This is a genomic window from Frankia sp. Allo2 (assembly GCF_000733325.1).
Taxonomy (GTDB): Bacteria; Actinomycetota; Actinomycetes; order Frankiales; family Frankiaceae; genus Frankia; species Frankia casuarinae.
The window spans coordinates 145196-168896 of the sequence record NZ_JPHT01000008.1 but is presented as its reverse complement, the minus strand read 5'-3'; the positions used below and the strand labels follow the sequence as shown (position 1 = coordinate 168896).

14 protein-coding genes are annotated in these 23701 nt (G+C 65.4%); 8 read left to right on the top strand and 6 right to left on the bottom strand.

What is annotated here, in order from left to right; translation table 11 throughout:
* Window positions 1–252 precede the first annotated feature (252 nt).
* A complete protein-coding gene (locus tag ALLO2_RS08555; protein WP_023841289.1) occupies window positions 253–2430 on the bottom strand; it encodes a bifunctional diguanylate cyclase/phosphodiesterase in 2178 nt (725 codons plus the stop codon).
* Window positions 2431–2629: 199 nt separating this feature from the next.
* The gene (locus ALLO2_RS08550) at window positions 2630–3448 is read right to left on the bottom strand and encodes an SAM-dependent methyltransferase (RefSeq protein WP_035730986.1); all 819 of its coding nucleotides are present in this window, start codon (window positions 3446–3448) and stop codon (window positions 2630–2632) included.
* A gap of 500 nt (window positions 3449–3948) precedes the next feature.
* Here ALLO2_RS08550 and ALLO2_RS28135 point away from each other — a divergent pair, with 500 nt between their 5' ends.
* Entirely contained in the window at window positions 3949–4503 is a 555-nt protein-coding gene (locus tag ALLO2_RS28135) for a flavodoxin family protein (RefSeq protein ID WP_035731048.1), read from the top strand.
* An 84-nt stretch (window positions 4504–4587) separates the two neighbouring features.
* On the opposite strand, the gene ALLO2_RS08540 is transcribed toward ALLO2_RS28135, so the two are convergent.
* Complete coding sequence (locus ALLO2_RS08540; RefSeq protein ID WP_011435452.1) at window positions 4588–5343, bottom strand: group II intron maturase-specific domain-containing protein; 756 nt, start codon at window positions 5341–5343, stop codon at window positions 4588–4590.
* Window positions 5344–6304: 961 nt separating this feature from the next.
* Here ALLO2_RS08540 and ALLO2_RS08535 point away from each other — a divergent pair.
* The 5 genes from ALLO2_RS08535 to ALLO2_RS23220 all read left to right on the top strand — a co-directional run bounded on the left by ALLO2_RS08535 (window position 6305) and on the right by ALLO2_RS23220 (window position 11507).
* Complete coding sequence (locus tag ALLO2_RS08535; protein ID WP_035730984.1) at window positions 6305–6649, top strand: helix-turn-helix domain-containing protein; 345 nt, start codon at window positions 6305–6307, stop codon at window positions 6647–6649.
* A gap of 56 nt (window positions 6650–6705) precedes the next feature.
* Window positions 6706–8433 carry a 3-hydroxyacyl-CoA dehydrogenase family protein gene (locus tag ALLO2_RS08530; protein WP_051875017.1) on the top strand — a complete coding sequence of 576 codons (1728 nt, stop codon included), beginning with the start codon at window positions 6706–6708 and terminating at the stop codon, window positions 8431–8433.
* A 40-nt stretch (window positions 8434–8473) separates the two neighbouring features.
* On the top strand, window positions 8474–9811 hold the full coding sequence (ccrA, locus tag ALLO2_RS08525) for a crotonyl-CoA carboxylase/reductase (protein WP_035730980.1): 1338 nt from the start codon (window positions 8474–8476) through the stop codon (window positions 9809–9811).
* Window positions 9812–10102: 291 nt separating this feature from the next.
* Window positions 10103–10624 (top strand): lipocalin-like domain-containing protein, encoded by a 522-nt coding sequence (locus ALLO2_RS28130; protein WP_084588378.1) that lies wholly within the window; start codon window positions 10103–10105, stop codon window positions 10622–10624.
* A gap of 31 nt (window positions 10625–10655) precedes the next feature.
* Window positions 10656–11507 (top strand): alpha/beta fold hydrolase, encoded by an 852-nt coding sequence (locus ALLO2_RS23220; RefSeq protein WP_082456737.1) that lies wholly within the window; start codon window positions 10656–10658, stop codon window positions 11505–11507.
* Between the two features lie 1295 nt (window positions 11508–12802).
* On the opposite strand, the gene ALLO2_RS08515 is transcribed toward ALLO2_RS23220, so the two are convergent.
* The 3 genes from ALLO2_RS08515 to ALLO2_RS08505 form a co-directional block, all read right to left on the bottom strand.
* Window positions 12803–14161: a cation:proton antiporter gene (locus tag ALLO2_RS08515; RefSeq protein WP_023841294.1), complete on the bottom strand. Its 1359-nt coding sequence runs from the start codon at window positions 14159–14161 to the stop codon at window positions 12803–12805.
* Between the two features lie 158 nt (window positions 14162–14319).
* Complete coding sequence (locus ALLO2_RS28125) at window positions 14320–15294, bottom strand: RimK family alpha-L-glutamate ligase (protein ID WP_035730977.1); 975 nt, start codon at window positions 15292–15294, stop codon at window positions 14320–14322.
* Window positions 15291–17249 (bottom strand): NAD(P)/FAD-dependent oxidoreductase, encoded by a 1959-nt coding sequence (locus ALLO2_RS08505; RefSeq protein WP_232234974.1) that lies wholly within the window; start codon window positions 17247–17249, stop codon window positions 15291–15293. Before ALLO2_RS08505 ends, ALLO2_RS28125 begins: the two co-directional genes overlap by 4 nt.
* A gap of 515 nt (window positions 17250–17764) precedes the next feature.
* On the opposite strand from ALLO2_RS08505, the gene ALLO2_RS08500 reads away from it, so the two are divergent.
* Both ALLO2_RS08500 and ALLO2_RS08495 read left to right on the top strand, forming a co-directional pair.
* The gene (locus ALLO2_RS08500; RefSeq protein WP_157493313.1) at window positions 17765–20203 is read left to right on the top strand and encodes a LuxR C-terminal-related transcriptional regulator; all 2439 of its coding nucleotides are present in this window, start codon (window positions 17765–17767) and stop codon (window positions 20201–20203) included.
* Between the two features lie 250 nt (window positions 20204–20453).
* Window positions 20454–23684, top strand: a complete 3231-nt coding sequence (locus tag ALLO2_RS08495) for a type I polyketide synthase (RefSeq protein ID WP_051875012.1) — start codon at window positions 20454–20456, stop codon at window positions 23682–23684.
* The last annotated feature ends 17 nt before the right edge of the window (window positions 23685–23701 follow it).

Below are 23701 nucleotides of genomic sequence, written 5' to 3'. Positions count from 1 at the left end.
TGGTGTCTGGGCTCAGGGCCGGTGCGCGGCCCCCGTCCGCCCCGCCTCCAGGACAGGGAGGACCGAGGCGTCGAAGACATCGACACGCCGCCCATTCCCGGGACTACCGACTCCAAACTCCCAGCGTATGACGGGTGCCGACCGCAGATCACCGACCGGCGCCCCGCCCCGGAGGAGCCCCCGCCCGGAGGAGCCAAGGCCATCCAGGCCGAGGGTCCACTGGGGGTGGAGAGGTCAGCGCATCCTACGGGATCAGCGCGCCCATGCCGCCCGCGCTGCCTGCGTGGGGCTCGAAGATGTTCGGTCCGAGCCAGCGGACCGGGTGAGGATCCTCTGGGTGATCTCCTCAGCCGTCAGCGGCGGCGCGAAGAGAAAGCCCTGCGCGCTGTCGCAGGCGGCCGCGCGCAACCGCTCGGCCTGCATCGGGGTCTCGACGCCCTCGGCGGTCACCGTCAGGCGCAGGGTGTGGGCCAACGTGACCAGCGTCTGCACGATCTCCTCATCCCCCGGGTCGGCGTCCCGCGCCGAGTGGAAGCCCTCGACGAACGGTCCGGCGAGCTTGAGCGTGTGCACCGGCAGCCGACGCAGGTAGGCGAGGTTGGAATAACCGGTGCCGAAGTCGTCGATAGCGATCCGCACGCCCATCTCGGCGAGCCCGCGCAGGACCCGCAGCGGCTCGTCGGCCGTGCCCATGAAGGCGCTCTCGGTAAGTTCCAGCTGGAGCAGGTCCGGGGAAAGCCCGGTCTCGTCGAGAATGCGTCGGACCTGTTCCACCAGGCCGGCCTCGCGGGTCTGCCGGGCGGCCAGGTTGACGCTGACGAACAGGGCGTGCGGATGACACTCCTGCCACTGCCGCGCCTGCCGACAGGCGAGCTCCAGCACGCGCCGGCCGAGGGGCACGATCTGCCCGGTCTCCTCCGCCATCCCGATAAACAGATCGGGGGGCAGCAGACCGAGGCCAGGATGCCGCCAGCGGACCAGCGCCTCCACCCCGACCATCGCCCCGGCGGCCATCCTGGCACCCGCACCGTCGCCGAGGGCGATGATCGGCTGGTACTCGACGACGAACTGGTCCTGTTCGAGGGCGCGGGGCAGCATGGTCGACAGAGTGTGCCGGGTCACCTGCCGGGCGCCTCGCTCCGCCTCGAACAGGGCCCAGCGACCCTTCCCCTCCGCCTTCGCCCGGTAGAGCGTGATGTCGGCGGCCCGTAGCAGATCGGCGTAGTCCCCGCCGGCGACGGGCCGTTCGACGATGCCGATGCTCGCTCCGATGGACAGCGCGTGGTCACCCACCCGCAGCGGGCTCGCCAGCGCCGCCAGCACGGTCTCGGCGACGGCGACGGCGTCCGCCGTGCCGGCTGTGTCGGCGACAAGGATCACGAACTCGTCACCACCCATCCTGACCAGGAGCTGCTCCGGGGACAGCACCCGACGCAGCCGGTCCGTGACGGCGACGAGCAACCGGTCGCCGACGTCGTGGCCGAGGCTGTCGTTCACCATCTTGAATCCGTCCAGATCGATGAAGCACAGCCCGATGCGACGTTCCGGTCCCGTGGCCATCAGTTCGTGGACCCGTTCGATGAGTACCGTCCGGTTCGGCAGGCCGGTGAGCGGGTCGTGCCGCGCCTGGCGGCGCAGCTGGTTCTGCAACAGATGCCGGTCAGTCACATCCACGATCATGGAGAGCTGCGCACGGCACCGCCCGTCGTCGTCGCGCAGACACGACGTGGTCAGCTCGGCCCACACCACCGACCCGCCGATCCCGGTGAACCGCCACTCCATCCGGATGTGCTCCGGTCCGGCGGTCCGCTGGGCGGCATAGGCCTCCCGGAGCTCCCTCGCGTCCTCGGGATGCGCGAACTCGTCGATTGACCTGCCCTGCACCTGACCCGGGCCGACTCCGAGCATCCGCAGAAAAGCGTCGTTGGCGTCGATGATCCGTCCGCCTCCATCATTGATCAGGATTCCGATCGCGGAGCCGGTGAAGATCATCCGGAAGCGGGCATCGCTCGCGTGCAGAGCCGCGCGATGGATCGAGTCCTGCCCGGCGAGGATCCGCTCCCGCAGCGCATGGGCGTATCCCTGGGCCAGCCCGCCCTGCAACGCCGCCAGCCGGGCGCCGTACCCGTCGGCCGTCCCGAGTCGTAGGTCGGTGAGCAGTCTGGTGCCACAGATCTCGATGGTTCCGGCCAACGCGTCCGCGGCGCCGAAGGTGTACTCGACGACGGCAGCCCCGACCGCGGCCGCAGGGTCGGCCGTGAACGGTTCGGCGAGCAGGGCGTCGACGAGCCGGTCGCTCAACGCCCGTAACCGCTGCTCGACGTCGATCAGGCCGATCGCCGGATAGCTGGCGCCGAGGATCTCTCGGGCCCAGGCCTGGGCGAAGCGCGCGACGCCCTGCTGGCGGGCTGTCTGGGGCAGGGACCTCACCGCACGCACTCCTCATCGCACGCATTTCTTGCCGGACCATGACAAACCTTGGGCCTGACCCGCCCTGTGACAAAACCTCGGCCGCTGGCCGGAAAAGCGCCGGAAGCCGGAGAAAAACCAATAAAAAATTAAAAAAGTAAAGATAGCCAAGAAAAATCATAAAAACCAAGAACAGTCAGGAACAGGCGGGAACGGCGAGCTACCGGCGCCCGACCGCGGCAAGTATCGTGGAACGCACCGGGTTGTCCGCGAGGGGATCGGCGCCCATGCTCGCCGCGTCCGGGCGCCAGGCCGGCAGGTAGACCAGGCCCGGGTCAACGAGCTCGTATCCGCGGAGCAGACCGGCGATCTCCGCACGGGAACGCGGGGTCACCCCGGTAGGGGTCTCGTCGTAGACCTTGCCGGCCTGGTTGATCCCTACGGCCCGCTCGTCCGCGATCACATGCGAGATGGCCAGGTAGCTGCCCGGCGCCGTCGCCTCCCGGAAGGAATCGATGACGCCAGCCGGGTCATCGCTGTCGGGGACGAAATGCAGAACCGTCACCATGAGCACGGCGATCGGTTGAGAAAGATCGAGCAGCTCGGCCACCGCGCTGGAGCCGAGGATCGACGCGGGCTGCCGAACATCCGCCTGGAGCACCGTGGCCCGCGGATTGTCGGCCAGCAGCATCCGGGAGTGGATGACGGCGACCGGGTCGATGTCGACATAGACGACCCGGGCCTCCGGATTCACCCCTTCGGCGATCTCATGGACGTTACCGACCGTCGGCACCCCGGAGCCGAGATCCAGAAACTGTGTGATCCCGGCCTCGGCAGCGAGGAAGCGCACCGCCCGGTGCAGGAACAACCGGTTCGATCTGGCGATCAGCAGGGCGTCCGGGAGGATCTCGATGGCGGCGCGCGTCGCCTCCCGGTCCACCGCGAAATTGTGCGATCCGCCGAGCGCGTAGTCGTACATCCGTGCGGCGCTCGGGCGATTGACATCGATCCCCGCGGCCCACTCGGGCAACTCCTCCATGATCATCTATTCTCCTGTGCGACCCGCTAGACGACGTACGGTGAGGAGATTGTCTACCATCGCTACCTTCGTCACCACACCGGCCGGTGTCGCTACGGAGACCAGCACCCTCCACACCGCGTTCGCTCGTTTCACCGCACGCCCGCCATACCTCCCGCCCGGGCCTCCCGGCGGCGCGGACCGACCTCCGGCGGCGGCCCATGGGGAAGCCGCCGACCGTGCCGAATGTCCGGTTTGACCAGACCGTCCTACCCTGCCCTGCGTGGCCGTCCACGGATGACACTGGTCTGGAACCTGGATCGAGGGTCGACGCCCGCGACGGCCGAGGAGACCCCTACGGCCGCAAGAACCGGAAGAACCGAAAGAACCGGGAGGACCGGAGCTCGCGGCGGCANCCGACAGACCGACGGCGGCCGGGACAGCGCGGGTATTCGGGCGTCGCCCTCGGCCGGGACCGTACGAGGCTCCGGTACGAGGTTCCGGGTGAGGAGTGGGACGAGATGCGCGCCCTCGTCGTGTATGAATCGATGTTCGGCAACACCAGGGTGATCGCGGACGCCGTCGCGATCGGCCTGTCGACGTGGTTGGACGTCGGACTCGTAGAGGTCGGCACCGCGGACCCGGCCCTGAACGACGATGTCAGGCTCCTCATCGTCGGCGGGCCCACCCATGCGTTCGAGATGAGTCGGCCCGAGACCCGGCACGACGCCACCAGGCGGACCGAGGGCAATGTCGTGTCGCCGGGGATCGGGATCCGGGAGTGGCTCGAGGCACTGCCCAGGCAACCGAGTGGGTCGCCCGAGGGGACGCCGCTCACCGGAGCGGCCACGTTCGACACGAAGGTCCGTCACCCCCGTCCCGCGGGTTCGGCCGCGGCCGGTGCGGCAAGGTGCCTGCACCGTCTCGGCTTCTCCCTCCTCGACCGTCCACGGAGCTTCTACGTCGACGGCCCGCNGGGCCCCCTGGTGGCCGGCGAACCCGAACGTGCCCGCCGCTGGGCCGAAAGCCTCGGATGGATGGTCCCTGCCTCGGCGAAGGGTAACGCGCTTTCCTGAGGTCGGGTGGCCCAGGGGAATTGCACCCCTGGGCTCCAACAGAACGGAGCATGACAGTCTCCCGTCACTCCGCTCTTGTCATCCTCATCGCCAGGCGTTGGACGTCCATGCCCAGTGGGCGAAGAGCCCGGGGCGTTGGCGGGTGATGCGTTGCCAGCAGGCCAGGGCCTTATGGAACGGTCTCAGCCGTTTGTACTTCTTGCGGAGCCAACGCACCAGGTAGGCGTTGATGCGCTGTAGGAGGGGAAGCAGCGCGGAGCGGTAGAACGCCCCGTAGTACTGCGCCCAGCCGCGCACGATCGGGTTGATCTTTCGTGCCAGCTCGTCGAGGGTGTGGCCGGTCCGCAGGTGTAGCCGCCATCGGCGGACCTGCCCGCTGACCTTCTTCTGGGCTTCCTTGCTGATCGCGGGCAGGAAGTTCGTGAAGAACTTCCCGTGCCTGCTGCGTGCCTTGCGGGCGCGGAAGGTGTAGCCGAGGAACGTGAACGACGTGTGCTCATGGGAGCCGCGCCGGTTGCTGTCCTTGCAGTACACGATCCTGGTCTTGGTCGGGTGCGGTCGCAGTCCGACCTGTCCCATCCTGTCGTCGAGCGCGGCCAGCACGTGGCGAGCCCGACTCCTGCTGTCGCAGTGCACGATCGCGTCGTCGGCGTAGCGCTCGAACGCGACGCCCGGGTAGGTCCGGGCCAGCCACGCGTCGAACGCGTAGTGCATGAACAGGTTCGCCAGCACGGGTGAGATCGGAGAGCCTAATGAGCAGCGCTGGATTATGCGCAGTGCTGGCCTGTCGGGCCTGGTGAGGACCCGATCGGGGCTTGAGCGCTGCGCATAACCTGTCAACCTGTCAGCGGCGGGGGCTCACAGCGAGGTGAGCCAGTTGAGCAGGTCGGGGTCCTGGTTCCACTCGGGGAGGTCGTCGGTGACGATGTCGGTGTAGGCGGCTTCGAGCGCCTTGCGCTTGGCTTCGGTCGAGGCCCGTGCGTAGATTTCAGTGGTGGACAGGTCGACGTGTCCTAATATGTCGCGGATGTAGGGCAGGGAAATGCCTGCCTCCCCCTAGCTGCATGTGGCGGTAGCTGCATGTGGCGGCTTGGAGCCTCCCTCCGCAGAGCGACTCCGAAGGGCCAAATCCTTCATCTGCTACACAGCACCGCAGTCAGAAGCTCTTCCTACAATTCACTCCCTTCCACGTTCGTGGCGCACCTTGTCGTTTAACTTGTCGGTCCTTCAGGTCCTGCGGTCGTTGACCTGTCCGTGGTCTTCCCGACCGGTTGGATGATCGCTTGTCGTCGGTTGGCGTGGCCGGGTGGGCTGCCGGGGCCGTGGCGGGGTGGCCGGCCGGACGCCTTCGGCGGGCGGGGCGGGCAGGCGGAAGACCCGGTCGCAGCGCAGTCGGCCGACACCGAACCACGCACCCGGCGGAACACACCACTTCCGAGCACCTCAGGCGAGACTCGAGCGATCACAAGCGATCACGTAGATCGCAACCACTCAGCCAGTTGCCCGTTACAGAGAGACGTTCCTAGCGCCAACCGCCGCCGTCTGGCGACAGTCGCGAAGCTGCAGGTCGTCCTGCCATCCCTTGGCTTCCAGCGCCAACCACGGCGGGTTCGGGCGGACCGTCCGTCATCAAAAATGATCATGTTCGCCACCGCGCCGCCAGACCATAGGTGACCGCAGGCCTCACGCGTCGCCCCGAGGACGCCCATATTCATCCGTACAGTTGACGACATGGGCCACTCGGTGGGCTATCGTAAACGAATCAGCTGATGTATCGTGGTTGCAGGGGAAGGTCAGGATCATGTTTCAGATCTTCGAGGCTCTTGCGAATCCGCCCTGGTGTGACCTGATCGAGCGTCTGCACGTCGGCCTTGCACCACTCGGCGAGCTCGCCGAGTGGTGCAAGGCCGACGTGCAGACGGTCTGCAAGCACATCGAGGTACTCGAGCAGGCCGGCCTGGTCAGCCGCACCGGGGATGCCCACCGCAGCCTGGTGCGCCTCAACGCGGAGGTGTTCGACCTGATAACCACACGGATTGTCGACGGCTTCCGTCCGGAGCATTGGGGCATCGCCCCAGACAGGGCGCAATTGATGGGGATAATAGTGAAGAATCCGGGGCGAGCGCACCGGATCGTCCACCGGTGACCTGATGGATATCCAGCCTCAACGGCACGAAGGTCGGAGTTGTCGGGCTCGGCACGATGGGCGCCGGCATCGCCGAGGTAATGGCGCGCGCCGGCATCGAGGTGGTCGGCGTCGAGCTCAACGACGAGACGCTGGCCCGTGGGCTCGATCGGATCCGGCACTCCACGGACCGGGCGATGAGCCGCGGCAAGTTGACCAAGGTCGAGCGGGACGCCCTGCTCGCCCGTATCCAGGCCGGAACCGGGATCGAGGCCGTGGCCGACTGCCAGCTGGTCATCGAGGCGATTCCCGAGCGGATCGAGAAGAAGCTCGGGCTCTTCGCCGAGCTGGACAGGCTGTGTCCGCCAGAGACGATCTTTACGACGAACACCAGCTCCCTGCCAATCATCACGTTGGCCGTCGCTACCTCACGCCCCTCCCGGGTTGTCGGGACCCACTGGTCCAACCCCGCACCGGTCATGGGCCTGGTCGAGATCATCCATACTGCGGTCACCGACCCGTCTGTACTGGAGGATGTCGGGACGCTCGTCGCGAAGGTCGGAAAGACCGCGGTGGTCGCCGGGGACCGGGCGGGTTTCATCGTGACCGCCCTGCTGTTCGGGTACCTTAACAGCGCTGTCCGGATGCTGGAGGCGTGCTACGCCACCCGTGAGGACATCGACGCCGCCATGCGGTTCGGCTGCGGTCACCCGATGGGCCCATTGGCACTGCTCGNTCTGATCGGTCTCGACTCCGCGTACGAGATTCTCGACTCGATCTATCACACCTCCCGCGACCACCTGCACGCACCGGCCCCGCTGCTCAAGCAGCTAGTGACCGCCGGCATGCTCGGCCGCAAGACCGGGCGGGGTTTCTACACCTATGCCGCCCCTTACTCCTCCGAGATCGTCGACATGGTCGAACCACCCCAACTCGGCTTCTTCGCGGTCCCAGGACGGCCGGTGCACACGATCGGCGTGGTCGGCACCGGCACCATGGCCAGCGGAATCATCGAGGTCTGTGCCCACCATGGCTACAAGGTGGTGTTCCGTGCACGGAGCGAGAAGAAAATCGCCGCTGTCCGGACGAAGATCGAGCGGTCACTGGACAAAGCGGTCGAACGGGGAAAGATCTCATCGGACGAGCGTACTTCNACACTGGCACGGGTTCGAGCTTCGACCGATCTGTCCGTCCTCGCCGAGTGTGACCTCATCATCGAAGCGGTCGTTGAGGACTTGGACGTCAAACGGGCGCTGTTCGCTGAACTCGACACGGTTGCACGCCCGGGAGCGGTCCTCGCGACGACCACGTCCTCGCTGCCAGTGATCGAGTGTGCCACCGCCACGTCCCGCCCGCAGGATGTGGTCGGTATGCACTGGTTCAACCCAGCGAAGAAGATGCGCCTGGTCGAGATCGTGCCGACCATCGTAACCGCGGACGACGTGACCGCGACTGTCTTCGACGTGGCCAGGACGGCGGGCAAGTACCCGGTCCGGTGTGCCGACCGCGCCGGCTTCATCGTCAACACCCTACTGTTCCCATATCTCAATGACGCGGTGAAGATGCTGGAGTCCCATTACGTGGATATCGATGTGATCGATACAGCCATGAAGGTCGCCTGCGCACACCCGATGGGGCCGTTCGAACTCGCCGATGTCATCGGCCTGGACGTGACACTCGCCATCCAGCGCGCCCTGTACCGGGAGTTCCGCGAACCCGGGTACACCCCGACGCTCCTGCTGGAAGACCTCGTCAGGTCCGGATGTCTGGGGTACAAGACCGGGCGGGGTTTCCGGGTCTACTGAACATCTGCTCGATGTCGGCATCGTATAGGAGAGTTCGACCGTGAAAGAAATAAGGTCAGCTATTCTCGCCGGTGACACGCCCAAGGAGGCCTTTACATCCCTCCGGGTGCCGGAGACCTACCGGGGAGTGGTCGTCCGAAAGGAAGACGTCAACATTTTCAGTGGGCTCGCATCCCGCGACAAAGACCCCCGACGTTCACTGCACCTGGACGAGGTCGCGACACCGGAGATCGGCCCCGGTGAGGCGCTGGTCGCCGTGATGGCGTCCTCGATCAACTACAACACGGTGTGGACGTCGGTCTTCGAACCCCTGCCGACGTTCGGTTTCCTGGAGCGCTACGGCCGTCTCTCCCCGCTCAGCAAGCGACACGACCTGCCTTNTCACGTCGTAGGGTCCGATCTCGCCGGTGTCGTGCTGCGCACTGGGCCGGGGGTACACGCCTGGTCGCCAGGTGACGAGGTGGTGGCCCACTGCCTGTCGGTCGAGCTGGAACGGCCGGAGGGCCACAACGACACGATACTGGATCCGGAGCAGCGCATCTGGGGTTTCGAGACCAACTTCGGTGGCCTCGCCGAACTGGCTCTGGTCAAGGCGAACCAGCTCATGCCGAAACCGGCGCATCTGAGCTGGGAGGAGGCCGCGGCATCGGGCCTGGTGAACTCCACCGCATACCGTCAGCTGGTGTCGCGCAACGGCGCGGACATGAAGCAGGGAGATATCGTGCTGATCTGGGGCGCGAGCGGGGGTCTGGGCTCCTACGCCACGCAGCTGGCGGTGCGCGGCGGTGCCATCCCAGTCTGCGTTGTCTCTTCTTCCGAGAAAGCCGAAATTGCCCACAGGATGGGCGCCGAGCTGGTGATCGACCGGACGTCGGAAGGCTACCGGTTCTGGACGGATGAGCACACCCAGAACCCGAAGGAATGGCAGCGCTTTGGCAAGAAGATCCGGCAGCTCACCGGCGGGGAGGATCCGGACATCGTTTTNGAGCATCCCGGNCAGGAGACCTTCGGCGCCTCGGTCTATGTGGCCCGCCGCGGCGGAACGATCGTCACCTGCGCCTCCACCAGCGGCTTCGTCCACTCCTACGACAACCGCTATCTCTGGATGAATCTGAAAAAGATAGTGGGGTCGCATTTCGCGAACTACCGCGAGGCCTGGGAGGCCAACCGATTGATCACCAAGGGGCTGGTTCATCCGACCGTGTCACGGGTGTATCCACTGGACGAGACCGGCCAGGCCGTCTACGAGGTGCACCGCAACCTGCACCAGGGCAAGGTCGCGGTCCTGTGCCTCGCGCCGCAGGAGGGCCTCGGCGTGCGCGACAACGCGATACGGACCCGCCATCTGGAAGCGATCAACCGCTTCCGCGAGACGTGATCATGAATTTTGGATTTTCCGCGGGAATAGCGGAGGTCGGAATTCGCCAGCCTCCCCGGCCCTGCCGCCACCAAGACGGACGTGTACCGCGGTGTTGTTGCACGCGGCCTCCACCTCCTACGGATCGCGAGGATCATCGGCGGGGGNTCACCCCCNCATCAGGGAAGGGGCTCCTGTACCGCCATCACCGGACGCTGAAGGGAGGGGNTGTGGCGTGGCCTCCGAACTGTCGACCTCGGACTAGCAAGTCAACAATCTAAGCTAATCCAACATCAATGGAGGTTTGCCTTCATGAGCGGCGTAACCAGTTCGGATTTTTCGGACCACCTCGATACGCATGGACCTTTGCTAGTCGGAGCATGGAAGCTTGTCTCGTTCATCGTTACTGACCGCAATGGAATAATTCTCAGCATGCCCATGGGCACCCAACCGAGCGGTCTAGTGNTCTACGCGGCCGACGGCCACATGTCCGCACNCCTGCGCGACCCTCAGCGTCGCACCTCAAGCGCATCCGTCTCCGAATTCATGAATAGCTCGCAGGTCGACGCCGAATCGATCGCTATGAACCATCCCTACATCGGATACTGCGGAACCTATTGCCTAGAGGATGATCAAGTCATCCNTCATGTGCAGGTGGCGTCTGTTCCCGAATGGATTGGAGGGAACCAGGTTCGCAATTTCGCGTTGAGAGAGAATGTGTTGACGCTGTGTTGTCCGGCGAAGTGGGACGGCTCTGGCATCCGGCTTCCGTACCTGACGTGGGAGCGGATCCGGCCCGCGGAATCGCCAGCTGGTGCGACCGTAGCACCATAGCGGCCACCGCTGACGAAGAAAAGAGCCTGCCATGACGGGCGCACACGCTGGCCGTGCCAATTTTGGCTGGCACGCACGATTCATTGATCTGCCTGCCGGCCGATTCAGCTATCGGGTCTGGAGTGAAGATCGAGATGAACGAATGCGGGTCGTGTTGCTGCATGCCAACGCGGGATCGGCTGCAAGCTGGTCTCGTGTCGGCCCCGCGCTGGGGGATAGGTACCAGGTGTTCGCGCTCGATCTGCGAGGACATGGTGCCAGTGTTCGAGCACCCATCGGGTCGTACGGCCTACGCAAGGCCGCTGATGATGTGGTGTCCTTCCTGACCGCCCTGGGGGTCGAGGAGCCGATGCTGGTCGGCCACTCGTGGGGAGCCGCCGTGGCCCTGGTCACCGCGACCGGTGCCGAGTCGGAGCAGCTTCCCCCGACGGTGTCGAGTCTTGTTCTTGAAGACCCCCCGGTGATGATGTCACCAAAGCTGCAGCGCGAACAGATCAACGATCTGATCAAGGCCATCGCACTGCCCGAAATAGAACTGCGGGAAATCCTCGCCATGGTTCATCCCAGCTGGCACCCCGATGATGTGGACAGTCTGCTGGAGGGTTTCCGGTACGCCGACCCTGCCATCGTCGAGAGCCTGGTGCGCGATGGATCCTGTACGGGCTCGCTACTCCCGCTCCTAGGTCAGCTCACTGTTCGGACCCTTCTCATCCGCGCCAACCCGCTGCGGGGCGGACTGTGGTCCGACGAGGAATGGGCGCACGCACGCCGCATCCTGCCCGCCTGCTGCACCACCGTCGAGTTGCACAACGCATCACACGACGTGCACCGTAGCCAGTTCAACCAGTTCATCCAGGCCGTTCGCGAATTCGCAGAGATCTGAGAAGGTGTTTGAGATTGTCGGTCAGAAGGGGTTTGAGAATGGAGGTTGATAACGGTATGTGACCCGCCGGCGTGCGGGACGATGGCACCCAGACCCGCTGCCTGGACACGACGGCGAGCCGGGCCGCGTTCGGCCCGTCGGGCACCGCCGACGACCCGCCCCACCTACTTGTGCGCGCCGCGCTCATGACCACCTACGCGTCGCGAGCGACGCTCGGGGCCGCGATCGACGGCTCCCACGTCGGCGAGCAGACGCTGGCCGCCCGATCCTCGCCGAGCAGCCGGGGGTGTTCAACGCCCTGCGGACCTGCCTCGAACCGGAGTGGCAACGGTTCAACCAGCTTCCACAACTCGTCCGGGACCGGACGTAGAGCAAGCCGCTCTCCATCACATCCATGATCGTTTATCTACCGGGAACCGCCGCGTGAGACACGCTCTTAAAGTACTTCCATTGAGCTCACACCTGATCATCAATGGCACCAGCAAGGTTCGGAAGAGGCGGGCTGGTTTACCCGCCGAAGGTACTGATGTGATCACCGGAAGGACGCTTCAGGATCTTTTTGACCTCGCGGACGGGNGGAAAACCCGGCCTCTCGGGTAGGTGGAAAAGTTGCGCATAGGGCAGTAGACTACTGAATCATTATGGACACCATACATTCCTTCCAATCCCGATGGCCCCGGACGCCGAGGCACCGTGGCCGTCGAGCCATGGTGACGGTGCTTGGCGCCCTCGTCATCCCATCGACTCTGTTCCTCAGCGGTTGCGGCCAGAACTCCAAGCAGGACAACGGCGGCGCCGTACCNGTACCACGGGCCAGTATCGAGAGTCCGCAAAGTGCGACACCCCGGCCGGCGCCAGCCGGGGCCACCAGCCACGTTGCGGTCATAGCCCAGACAGCGGTCCCAACCCCTCCCGGAGGAAAATTCTAAGAACCTATTTTAGATCTTGCCCTAACCTCGGACGCATGCTGGGCGCCAGAGGATCGGACTCCGGCGCTCGGCGTGCCAACCGGTCGACAGCCCGCTTTATCGGGTCGGGATATGGGACCAGGGTAATTCCAAAACAGCTTCTTGGGTCGGGTGGCCCAGGGGATTCGCACTCCTGGGCTGGTAGGGGCAGGGCGACTCCGAAGGGTCAAAATCCTTCATCTGCCACGCAGTCGTTGGCCTGTCCGTGGTCTTCCCGACGGGCTGACGAGCGGGAGTGAGCCGGTCGGGTCGCGCGGGTCGAGCACNCCCCGACCCCACCCACACCACACCCGATCGAGTTACGAAACAGCCTTTTGCAGGATGCGGTTATTTGACGTCCATGCCGGCGCTAGCGTCGGGCACCGGAATGTGCGCTTTCGGTGTCGCCGGGGGGTCCAGTCGCCGTAGTGTCTCGTCCGCGGTGTGCTCCACCCGTCGCATCGTGAGGTGCAGGATCGGCGGAGTTATCATGGTGGTGATGAGTGCCACGAGGACCACCACCGTGTAGGCCGCCGTGTTCAACACGCCGAGGCGCAGCCCCACTCCGGCGACGACCAGACCGATGACCCCGCGGGCGTTCAGCCCGGCGCCGAGCGCGAGGGCCTCCCAGTGGCCAAGCCGGCTGGCCCGGGCTCCGAGGTAGGCGCCGGCGAACTTGCCCGCGACGGCAAGCAGCAGGACCACCAGGCCGGCGGCGAGGACCGACAGGTCGGTGAGCTTGCCGAGATCGACCCGTAGCCCGGCGGTGGCGAAGAAGATCGGCGCCAGCACGGTGAGCACCACCGTCCGCAGCGGCGCGACCCGGTCGGGAGCGAAACCCCGGCTGGACCCGATGACGACGCCGGCGATGAACGCGCCGAAGATCGCCTCAAGCTTCAGTGCCTCCGTGGCCGCCGCCGCGGCCAGGATCAGTACGGTGACGACCACGATGTGGCCACCGCCGTCGCGCGCCGTGCTGGCGTATCGAAGTGCCCGTCGGACCGTCGGAGGACCGACCACCAGGGCGGCCAGCACGGTGCCGAGCACGCTGACCACCGGCACGGCGATGTCACTGCCACGCACGCCCGTGGTCGCCATCGCCGACACTATGGAGAGTGCGAACCACCCGGCCACGTCGTCGACTGCGGCCGCGGCCAGGGTGAGCTGGCCGACGTTGCGGTCCAACAGGTTCATGTCGATGAGGATCTTCGCGGCTACCGGGATCGCGCTGACCCCGAGCGCTACGCCGAGGAACACCGCGAACACCAGCCGATGGGCGCCGTCCGCGACGAGAGAGTCAGGCAGCAGTAGACCCGCCGAGACGCCGAGGCCCACCGGAACCAGCAGCCCGGCGAGGCCGACCCGGGCGGCGGCCAGACCCCGGCGCCGCACCATCTGGATGTCCATCTCTATGCCGATGAATCCGACCAGCAGAATCACGCCGAGCTGGCCGACGGCGTCGAGGAGATGGAACTGGTCGGCCCGTGCGGGCAACAGCCAGCCGGCGAAGCCAGGCGCGAGCGCGCCAAGCAGAGATGGCCCGAGGATCACGCCGGTGAGGAGTTCACCCACCACTGCCGGCATTCCCAGCCGCGTTGCCGCCCGCCCGAGGAGATAAGCTAGCCCGAGCAGGAAAGCGATCTGGAGCAGGAAAACGAGAAGCGCATGGGGCGACAGCGCGGCTACCGGACCGGATGCGTTGACCATCACTACTCCTGGGAAGGTCAGGCGGACGTCTAAACCGACGGTGACGCCGAGCACGAGCGAGAGTGGCAGGATGAGGNAAACCGCCGGTAGATCCGATGCGCTGCGTGCGTAACCGTTACTCCCCGGGGCCGGCGAGCGTTTCTCGGTAGGTCATCGGGTCAGCCGCCAACCGCCCGCGCGATGGTCTTTGCGTACGTGTCGTAGGCGTTGCCCTCGGTCAGGAGCAGACGGGGGATGACGAGCTCACATTCCAGTAGCCGCAGCACACGGTGTTCGTCCCGCAAGCCGTCAACCCGGCCGAAGATCAACGGTCNGTATCGGTTCTCTAGTGCTTCATATACACAGTACGCCCACTCACGCTCGGCTGGTGTCGGCTGGATCACTTCATTCCGGCCACCGAACCGTTCGTGTGCCCACCAGCCGCCGTCCCGGGCGACTCTTTTGCGGACCGCGTGGCTCAACTTTCCGCCTAGGAAGACGAAGGAGAGTTCACCGTGAGCCAGGATCGATGAAAGAAAGGGCTGGACACAGACGTGATGGGTGGACACCAAGTCACGGAGCAGTGTCTCGGGTTCCGTGTCGCGGCGTGGTGCCACGCCCGTCGCCGACGTTGCTTCGTGGCCGTGCCGGACGAAGTGCGTTGCTGAGGTGCTCGGCCCGCTCCGTGAGACCCGGAAGGTGCGCCAGGAGCCGGCCGAGACGGTTGGCTTGATGACGACATGGTCCCATCCGGTCTGGGTCATGAGCGTGTCAATCGTCACGTCCTCGCCCCGGGAAACCCACCGGGTCGGGATCACCGCGATGCCGTCCTGTTCGAGCTCTGACAGGTACCGACGTTTGTCGAGCGTCCCGACGGCCACCCGCATCGAGTTCAGAATTGGAATCTTCCCGTCCAGCTCCAGATACAGTCTCCGGATCCTGTCAAGAAAGTCGGGCCGCTCGTGGAAGCCGCGGCACATTCGTAGGTTCACGCCGTCGAACGCTGTCCAGTCGACGGTGTGCACGTTGTCGAGATGGACCGCGACTGCCGTGACACCGTAATCAGCCAGGGCGGTAACGATCTGTGGGTACTCCGCGTGCGGCGAGTCCAAATGTAGATAAGCGATCGGTCGCCCAGTGGTAACGGCTTTCATTCATTCTTCCTTAGCAAGGCCTCGTGGTTAGCGAGTTCGCTGGCCGTCGCGCTGTCGCTGGGGCGGCGTACAAGCAGGCGCAGGCGTCGGATCGCCGTGTCCGCCCCGTCCCACAGATAGGCAGCGGAGAATCCGGCGAGCAGGGCGTACGGCCGCAGCCGGATCACCCATCGCAATCGGGTGTTGGCCGGCACGGGCAACCGGTCCAACCAGGTCGCGGTGCCCTCTGGTCGTAGTTCCGCGGGTTCCACCAGGTCATGAGCTNAAATATCTCGNCCGCGGTCCCCGCCGATCGCCAGCCACCACAGCTTAGGCAGCGGCGCGGTGACGTTCTGGACACTACGGACCGTTGGTAGCTTGACACCGTGATCCAGCCGCCACCGTGCGCGGGCCGCGAGGTTGGCCTGTAGCCGGCTCTGTATCCAATGCACGGTTTCCGGCGGCAACCACCGCCACAGCGGGGCCCGGGAGTAGAATAGCGTGGATTGCAGACGCCGCCGGACGCGGCGGTTCTTCGGGGTCTCCCGAGTGGTGTCGCCCTCGGTGTCGACGAGCCATCGGGTGAGCGCTGAACGGGTGCTGCCCACCGACCAGAACACCATCATATCAAGCACGTGGGACAACACGAAGAAGCGAGGATCCGCGATCGCGGCAGTGTACTTTTCGCGGACCATCGCGCGCAGCATGTGCCAGTCCTGGCGAGTGGCTCGGTTCACCCGCTCGATATACGCCCGGTCCAGGTTCCCGGAGCGGACGTCGTCCTGGACAATGTTGGCGAGATGCCAACTGGTCACCAACGCCAGCGCGATTCCCTGGCTGTAGTAGGCGTCGATGATNCTGCCCGCGTCGCCTACCATTGCATAGCGCTGCGGGCTGACGAACGTGTCGGTCCAGTGCTGGACGTTCCGGTAGGTCCGGAACTCAAGGAGTGACTCCGGTGCGATCACCTTGTCGAGGACGGGGTGCCGCCGGATGAGATTCCAGAACTGCTCCTGCGGAGTTCGGCCGGGTGGCGCCGACCGCTGGTCGAAAGTCGCGCCGACGCTGATCCGTTCCTTCGAGAGCCGGATGACCCAGATCCAGTAACCGGCCCCCCACAAATGTACGGTGTACAGGTCGCGTTGCGTATCGCGGCCGTTAGGGAAGGTATGCGTCCACTCGTCACCGAACAGGCCGTCGGTCACGCCCTCGAACTGGCCCCAGACCGCTGTCGTCTGAAATCCGTCAGTCAGTTCCCGCCGCTCCGCGGCATGTCCGCGGCCGCGGGCCAACAACCGGTTGCGTCCAGAACAGTCGACGACCCAGCGCGTTCGGATGATGTTGCTGTGCCCGGTTGTGCCGTCCAGCCATTCCACCTGGTGCCAGTCCGCTCCCGGGGAGATCTGTATGTCGCTCACTCGGGCGGTGTCGACGAAAGTGATTCCAGCACGCCGTCGGACGGCCGCACACATCGAATCCTCCGCTTCGGGACGGACGATCTGCATGTCGAGGAACATGCAGCGGAACCACTTCTTGTCGGGCGCAAGATCGTAGAGATAATGCGGCGGATGCGGGTCGGCGTTGATGGCCCACTCGGTGGCGTCGTGGAAGTCTGATCTGTTCTCCGTGCCGTGGGAGAACCATACACCGAGTTTCGCGAATGATTCCTCGGTGATGAACTCATCCAGCTCGCCCACAGTGCGGAGAAAAGCACTTGTGAAGACTAGGAACGACTCTCCAACCTTGTAGCTGTGTTTCTTGTCGCGAAGGTTGTCGATCAGCGTTACTCGCAGGCCTCGTTTGGCAAGCTGAAGGGCGTTCGCCAGGCCTATGATGCCGGCACCGACTACCACGACATCAGTTTCGGAGGTCGTCTGCCGAATCACCGGCAAGCCCTTCGGTGAATGCGCTTTCTCGTTGGTCATCAAATCAGATCTTTGTCGAAGTTTCCGGGAAACGCGGTCGGCCTCGCCCACCGGCTGGATTTTCGCATCTGGTCTCGCGTGCTTAGTCTCGCATAAATTTACTTCGTCATAAGCGCACAGGACTGGTGTCGACGATACCAAGGGACTTTGTTGGCTAGCTCCGCAACCAGATCCGGCCGCCACGTTAACGATCTTCCTAACTGCCCTGCTTCGCAGGGTCTCCCCCAACTCTGGCGTCATCTCATTGCATGGAACACGGATGTACAACACCCGACTATTACAATTGATTGGCCTGTGGATGTGCCATTGCCCTGGCTGCCTACACCCGCTCCAGCCGGTCGGCTCCGGTCCCCGGCATCCCAAGGCTGCTGGCAGTGCAGTCTGCGTCCTCGGCATGGGTGCAGCCTGAGCGACGGACCGGTGTGCGGGGACGGGAGAACTACCTGTCTCACTACCTGTCCGCTCGCCTGCCCACCTGTCTGTCCCAGTTGTCCACCTGTCCGTCCCAGTTGTCCACTTATCCGACCAAGTTGTGTCCCCCCACAGGTAGCGGGACGGTGTTGTGTGTGTCCGGACGTGGAAGGTCGAACCTGCCGGCGGAACTAACCAGCTTCGTCGGTCGCAGACAGGAGCTGGCAGAGGCATTGCGGTTGCTGGCCGGCGCCCGGTTGCTCACGCTGACCGGGCCCGGGGGGGTCGGGAAGACCCGCCTCGCCCTTCGGCTCGCGGCGGACCGGCAGCGCGCGTTCCCCGACGGTGTCTGGATCGCCGAGTTGGCCGACCTCGACGACCCGTCACTGGTCGTCGACGCGGTCGCCGAGGCGATGGACCTGCAGTTCCTCTCCGGGCGATGGACCGCGGCGACGCTCGCCGCGCACCTTGCTCCGCGCAGGATCCTGCTCGTGCTCGACAACTGCGAGCACCTCGTGGACACGTGTGCCCGGCTCGTCAACACCCTGCTGCGCGCGGGCCCGGACCTGCGGGTCATCGCAACCAGCCGCCACCTGCTCGGGGTGGCGGGGGAACGGGTGCTGAAGGTGCCCCCGCTGAGAGTACCCCCGGTGCCGGCCCCGGGCGCGGACCAGTCCGCGTTGGCTGGCGGGCTCATCCAGTACGAGGCGGTGAGCCTGCTGGCGGAGCGCGCGGCGGCGGTACTGGGGGAATTCAGCCTCGACGAGGGCAACTGGCGGACCGTCGCGTCGCTGTGCCATCGCCTGGATGGCATCCCGCTGGCGATCGAACTGGCGGCTGCTCGGCTCCGGACGCTGTCCCTGGAGCAGATCCTCGATCGGCTCGACAACCGCTACGCCCTGTTGACGCGAGGCAACAGGGCCGGACCCCGCCGCCAGCAGACCCTGCGCGCGCTGATCGACTGGAGCTTCGGCCTGTGCAATCCCGAGGAGCAGCAGATGTGGGCGTGCCTGTCGGTGTTCGCCGACGGGTTCACCTTGGAGGCGGCTGAGCAGGTGGAGGGCGCCNGGTACCCGCCGGCAGTCGTGCTGGACGTGCTGAGCGGGCTGGTTGACAAGTCGATTCTGGTCCGTGACGACGACGAGGGGATGGTCCGGTTCCGGATGCTGGACACCATTCACCAGTACGGCCAGGACCGCCTGCGCGAGTCCGGTCGGGAACAGGACGTGCGCCGTCGGCATCTCGCCTACTACCGCCGGATGGCGGCCCTCGCCGACGCTCAGTGGTGCAGCCCGGCCCAACTGGACTGGATCCGGCGGATCCGGAACGAGCAAGCGAACCTACGGGTTGCGCTGGACCTCTGCCTCACCACACCGGGCCTGGCGGAGACCGCTCTGTCCATCATGGTGGCCTTGTGGCAATACTGGGCCGCCATCGGGCTACTCAGCGAGGCGCGCTTCTGGTTTGATCGGGGGCTGAGCAAGGCCACGGAGCCGGACGGGATCCGGGCCATCGGTCTGCAATCGGCCGCCCACGCCGCGTCCCTCCAGGGCGACATCACCGCGGCGGCGTCGCTGCTGGCCGAGGCTCGCGATCTGGCCGCCAGGCTGCACGAGCAGCGGGTGCTCGCACGCATCGCCTGCGTCGAGGGCAGGCTCGCCGCCATCAGCGGGGACACGTCGGCGGCGGTGGAGCGCAGTCAGGACGCCCGCCGCCGGTTCACTGACCTCGACGAGCCGCTCGGTCTCGCCCAATCACTGCTCTATCTCGGGCTGGCCCACGGAATCCGCGAGGAACAGGACGCGGCGGCGACCGTCTTCGCGGAATGCGTGGCGTTGACCGAGCGCTTCGGCGAATGCTGCTTCCGCTCGTTCGCTCTGTGCGGCCTCGGTCTNGCGGCCTGGCAGCTAGGCGAGTTGGAGCAGGCGATGGAGCACCATGCCGCGGCCATCTCCCTCAAATACGCGTTCCACGACCATGTCGGCATCGCCGTCGCGCTGGAGCAGCAGGCGTGGGTCATGGCCTCGGCCGGTCGGCACCACGAGTCCGCGGTCCTGCTCGGCGCGGCCGGGCGGATCTGGCGTGAGACCGGGGCGTCGATCGCCGTCTTCGGGCTCGCCTCGTTCCACCACCGATGCGAGGCGTCCCTGCGACGCGTCCTGGATCAACGGAAGCTCGAACGCGCCCTAGCGCAGGGCGCGGAACTCGACCTGGACGAGGCCGTCGCCGCGGCTACCCAGGGCACCGGGACTCCCGTCGCCCACCCCGTCGTTCCCGCCGGCGAGCCGGAGGTGCCCCTGACCCCTCGGGAGCGTCAGGTGGCGGACCTCGTCGCCCGCGGTCTGAGCAACAAGGAGATCGCGAGCTACCTGGTGATCGCCCAGCGCACGGCGGAAGGTCACGTCGAGCGCATTCTCGGCAAGCTCGGTTTCACCTCACGGGCCCAGATCGTCGCGTGGGTTAAGGACAGCAGCAGGAGCCCCCAGGAACGTACGTGTGAGCCGCAGCGACATGTTGGCGAGCGCGAGCGGAGCGCCTCCACCTCACCCCCGCCTCCTCATGGAGAGTCTGGAGGCGTACAACCTCACGGGTAGNCACGGGCCGCGACTTCGCTGGCGGCTGTGGATCATCTGACGGGGCCTCATCACAGATCTCATCAGAGCGCAGATCTCCGGACCGGGACACCAGGCNCCTCCTCCTGCGTGGGCCCGGTCGAGGCCCGGCGTGTCCGCCCCGCCGACAACCACACCAAAGTGGAATATATATTAACCAAGTGGTTGATAAGCGACCGGATTGGGGTACTCTTCCTTCATCATCTCAACCGAGTCGCTGAGGAGCGTCCTCGTGTCGAAGCAGAGGAAGAGCGACGATCGACTGCCCCGGGTCTCCCCGGATCTTGCGGACCCGATCCGGCCCGTCCTGGTCGAACAGCTGACCAACAGTGACATCACGGTCACTACAACCGACGACTCCGCCAACGACGCTCCGGTCAAGAAGGCGGATCAGACCATCCGCGCGGATCCGAGTAAGGGTTCGGGTGAACGGACGCGGGATGCTGGGGGAAACACCTCCAGCGCGGTTGCGGTGATTGGGATCGGGTGCCGCCTTCCTGGCGGCGTTGGTTCCGCGGCGTCGCTGTGGGATTTCCTCCGCGACGGTCGTGATGCGGTCACCGATGTGCCATCAGAGCGATGGAGTGAGGCGTCGCGGGAAGCATCGCAGGCAGAGACCGATCGGAACGTGCTGTGGCGTGGCGGGTTTTTGTCGGAGGACGTCGGCGCCTTCGATCCAGAGGCCTTCGGTATCGACCCGACCGAGGCAGAGTTGATCGATCCTCAACATCGGCTGTTGCTGGAGGTCGTGCAGGAGGGGTTCGAGCACGCTGGATTGCCAACCGATGACCTGGTAGGGAGCAGCACTGCTGTGTTCGTCGGCATGTCCAACTTGGACCATATGCTCCACGCACATCAGCTCCCGAGCGGCGGGGGCCCCTACTTTNTGCCCGGTAACCAGGCCGGACCGGCATCCGGTCGGATATCGCACGTCTTCGGTTTGCGCGGTCCCAGCATGACCGTGGACACGTCGTGTTCGACAGGGTTGGCCACCGTGTACCTGGCATGTAACNGCCTTCGGCAGGACGAGTGTGACCTCGCGATCACTGGCGCGGTCAACCTGCTACTCAGCCCCCGAACGTTCCTGGCCTATAACGAGTTGGGAGTGCTATCTCCCACCGGGCGATGCTTCAGCTTTGACGAACGAGCGGACGGCTACGTTCGGGCCGAGGGCTGCGTGGTCCTCGTACTTAAACGTCTCGACGACGCGATGCGTGACCAGGACCGCGTGCTCGCCGTGCTACGGGGGGTGGCGGTCAATCATGACGGGAAGACGTCCCCGTTCACCGTTCCTTCCGAGCAAGCTCAGGAAGAGGTGTTCCGTACCGCCCTGAGTATTGCCGATGTCGACCCGGAAGAAATTGGAATGATCGAAGCGCACGGCACCGGAACCATCGTTGGCGACCCGATCGAGTTCCGTTCGCTGGCCGCCGTCTACGGACGGGGACGAGGCCGGTGTGCATTGGGTTCGGCTAAGACGAACTTCGGCCACGCCGAACCCGCCGCGGGCATGGTGGGGCTACTCAAAGCCATATTGGCGGTGTACCACGGTGAGGTCCCGGCGTCCCTGCATTTCCGACGGTGGAACCCCGCTATCAACCCGTCCGGCACCAGGTTGTTCGTTCCGACCGTAACGACACCATGGCCAGTCACCGGTGGTCCGCGCCTCGCGGCCGTGTCCTCCTACGGTGTGGGCGGGACCAACGCGCATGCCATCGTGGAGGAACCGCCGGATTCCAGCTCCCCGGTCGCGCCGAGGTCGTCCAGCAGCAGCGACGATTCCGTTCTCACGTTCCTGCTGTCGGAAGGATCAGAAACTGCGCTGCAGCATTCCGCGATCAGGCTCGCCGACTGGCTCATCCGCTCCGGCGCGACGACACCCTTGAAAGATATCGCGCACACGCTCGCGGTACGCCGCTCGCACGGCCCCGAGAGACTGGCGGTCGTCGCTCGCTCCCNGGNCGATCTCGTCAACCGCCNACGCGCATATGCCGACGGGACACACCCCCGTCCTGAAGGCATGGTCAACGATTATGTCCACGCCGAGCACGCAACGGGACCGGTGTGGGTGTTCAGCGGCCACGGCTCGCAGTGGCCCGGTATGGGGCGAGACCTGTTCGCCACCGAACCCGTGTTTGCCGACACGATCGCGGCGCTCGACCCCCTGATTCGCGCCGAGTCGGGTTTCTCGCCGGAGGAGGTGCTGCGGGCCGGTGACGAGGTGACCCGAATCGACCAGGTACAGCCCTTGATTTTCGTGGTACAGGTCGCTCTGGCGCGCACCCTGCAATCCCACGGCATCCNCCCCGCCGCCGTAGTAGGACACTCCATGGGTGAAATCGCCGCCGCCGTGATCGCGGAGGCGTTGACCGTGGAAGACGGCATCCGCGTCATCTGCCGTCGGTCTCGGCTGTGCGTTCCCATCGCCGAAGCCCGCGTTGCGGCGATGGCGGTCGTCGAACTGGATGCGGCCACGGTCCAGGCAGAGATCGACCATCTTCCCGACGTGGCTGTCGCGTTCTTCGCCGCACCCCGGTCCACCGTGATCGGCGGTACTCGAGTCGAAGTCGAACGCCTGGTCGAAAGCTGGACATCCCGCGACGTTCCCGCGCATATGATCAATGTCGATGTCGCCTCGCACTGTCCCCTGATCCATCCAGTCGCCGACGCGTTGACCGCTGAGCTCAGCGATATACGGCCTAGGCAGCCGACGATCCGTTTCTATACCACGGTTCTGCCTGATCCGCGGCAGACACCCACATTCGATGCTGCCTACTGGGGTGAGAACATGCGCTGCCCGGTTCGGGCGGTGGATGCCACGACCGCCATCGTCAACGACGGACACCAGCTTTTCCAGGAGATCTCTCCACATCCGGTGGCAATCCACCCGCTTATTCTGACCCTCCAGGCGGCCGGGGCGCCGGAGGCCACGGTTGTACCGACTACCGATAACAGGCACGATCAGGCCACAGCCCTACGAACGAGCATCGCAGCGCTTCATTGCGCCGGGCTCGACATGAATTGGCGGCGGTGGCACGGCGATGGAGCCATCGCGGACGTGCCGCCTACGACGTGGGACAGACGCACCTATCTGATCAAGCTACTCAGGAACCTGGCGCCCCCGACCGACTCGGCCCGGTCAGCGCATACAGAGCCGACCGAGCAACGTCCGGACACTGGGACGGACGCCGACATCAGCGCCGAGATTTCACAGGCTACCAGAGATGAACGCCTCAAGATCATCAGAAAGATGATCTTTGAAATCTTGCGTGAGATCCTCAGCTTGCGAGCGCGTCGACTGAGCCCTAGTGCCGCCTTTTCGGAACTCGGTCTGAACTCCCTACGCGCCGTGGAATTCCGCGGACGAATCCAGCAAATATTCAAGGTCTCCATCTCGCTCGCCGCAATCCGGGAGCATCCCACAATCGCAGAATTCAGTGAGTATATCGCCGANCTTCTGTAGCCTCGACCCCTGAAAGG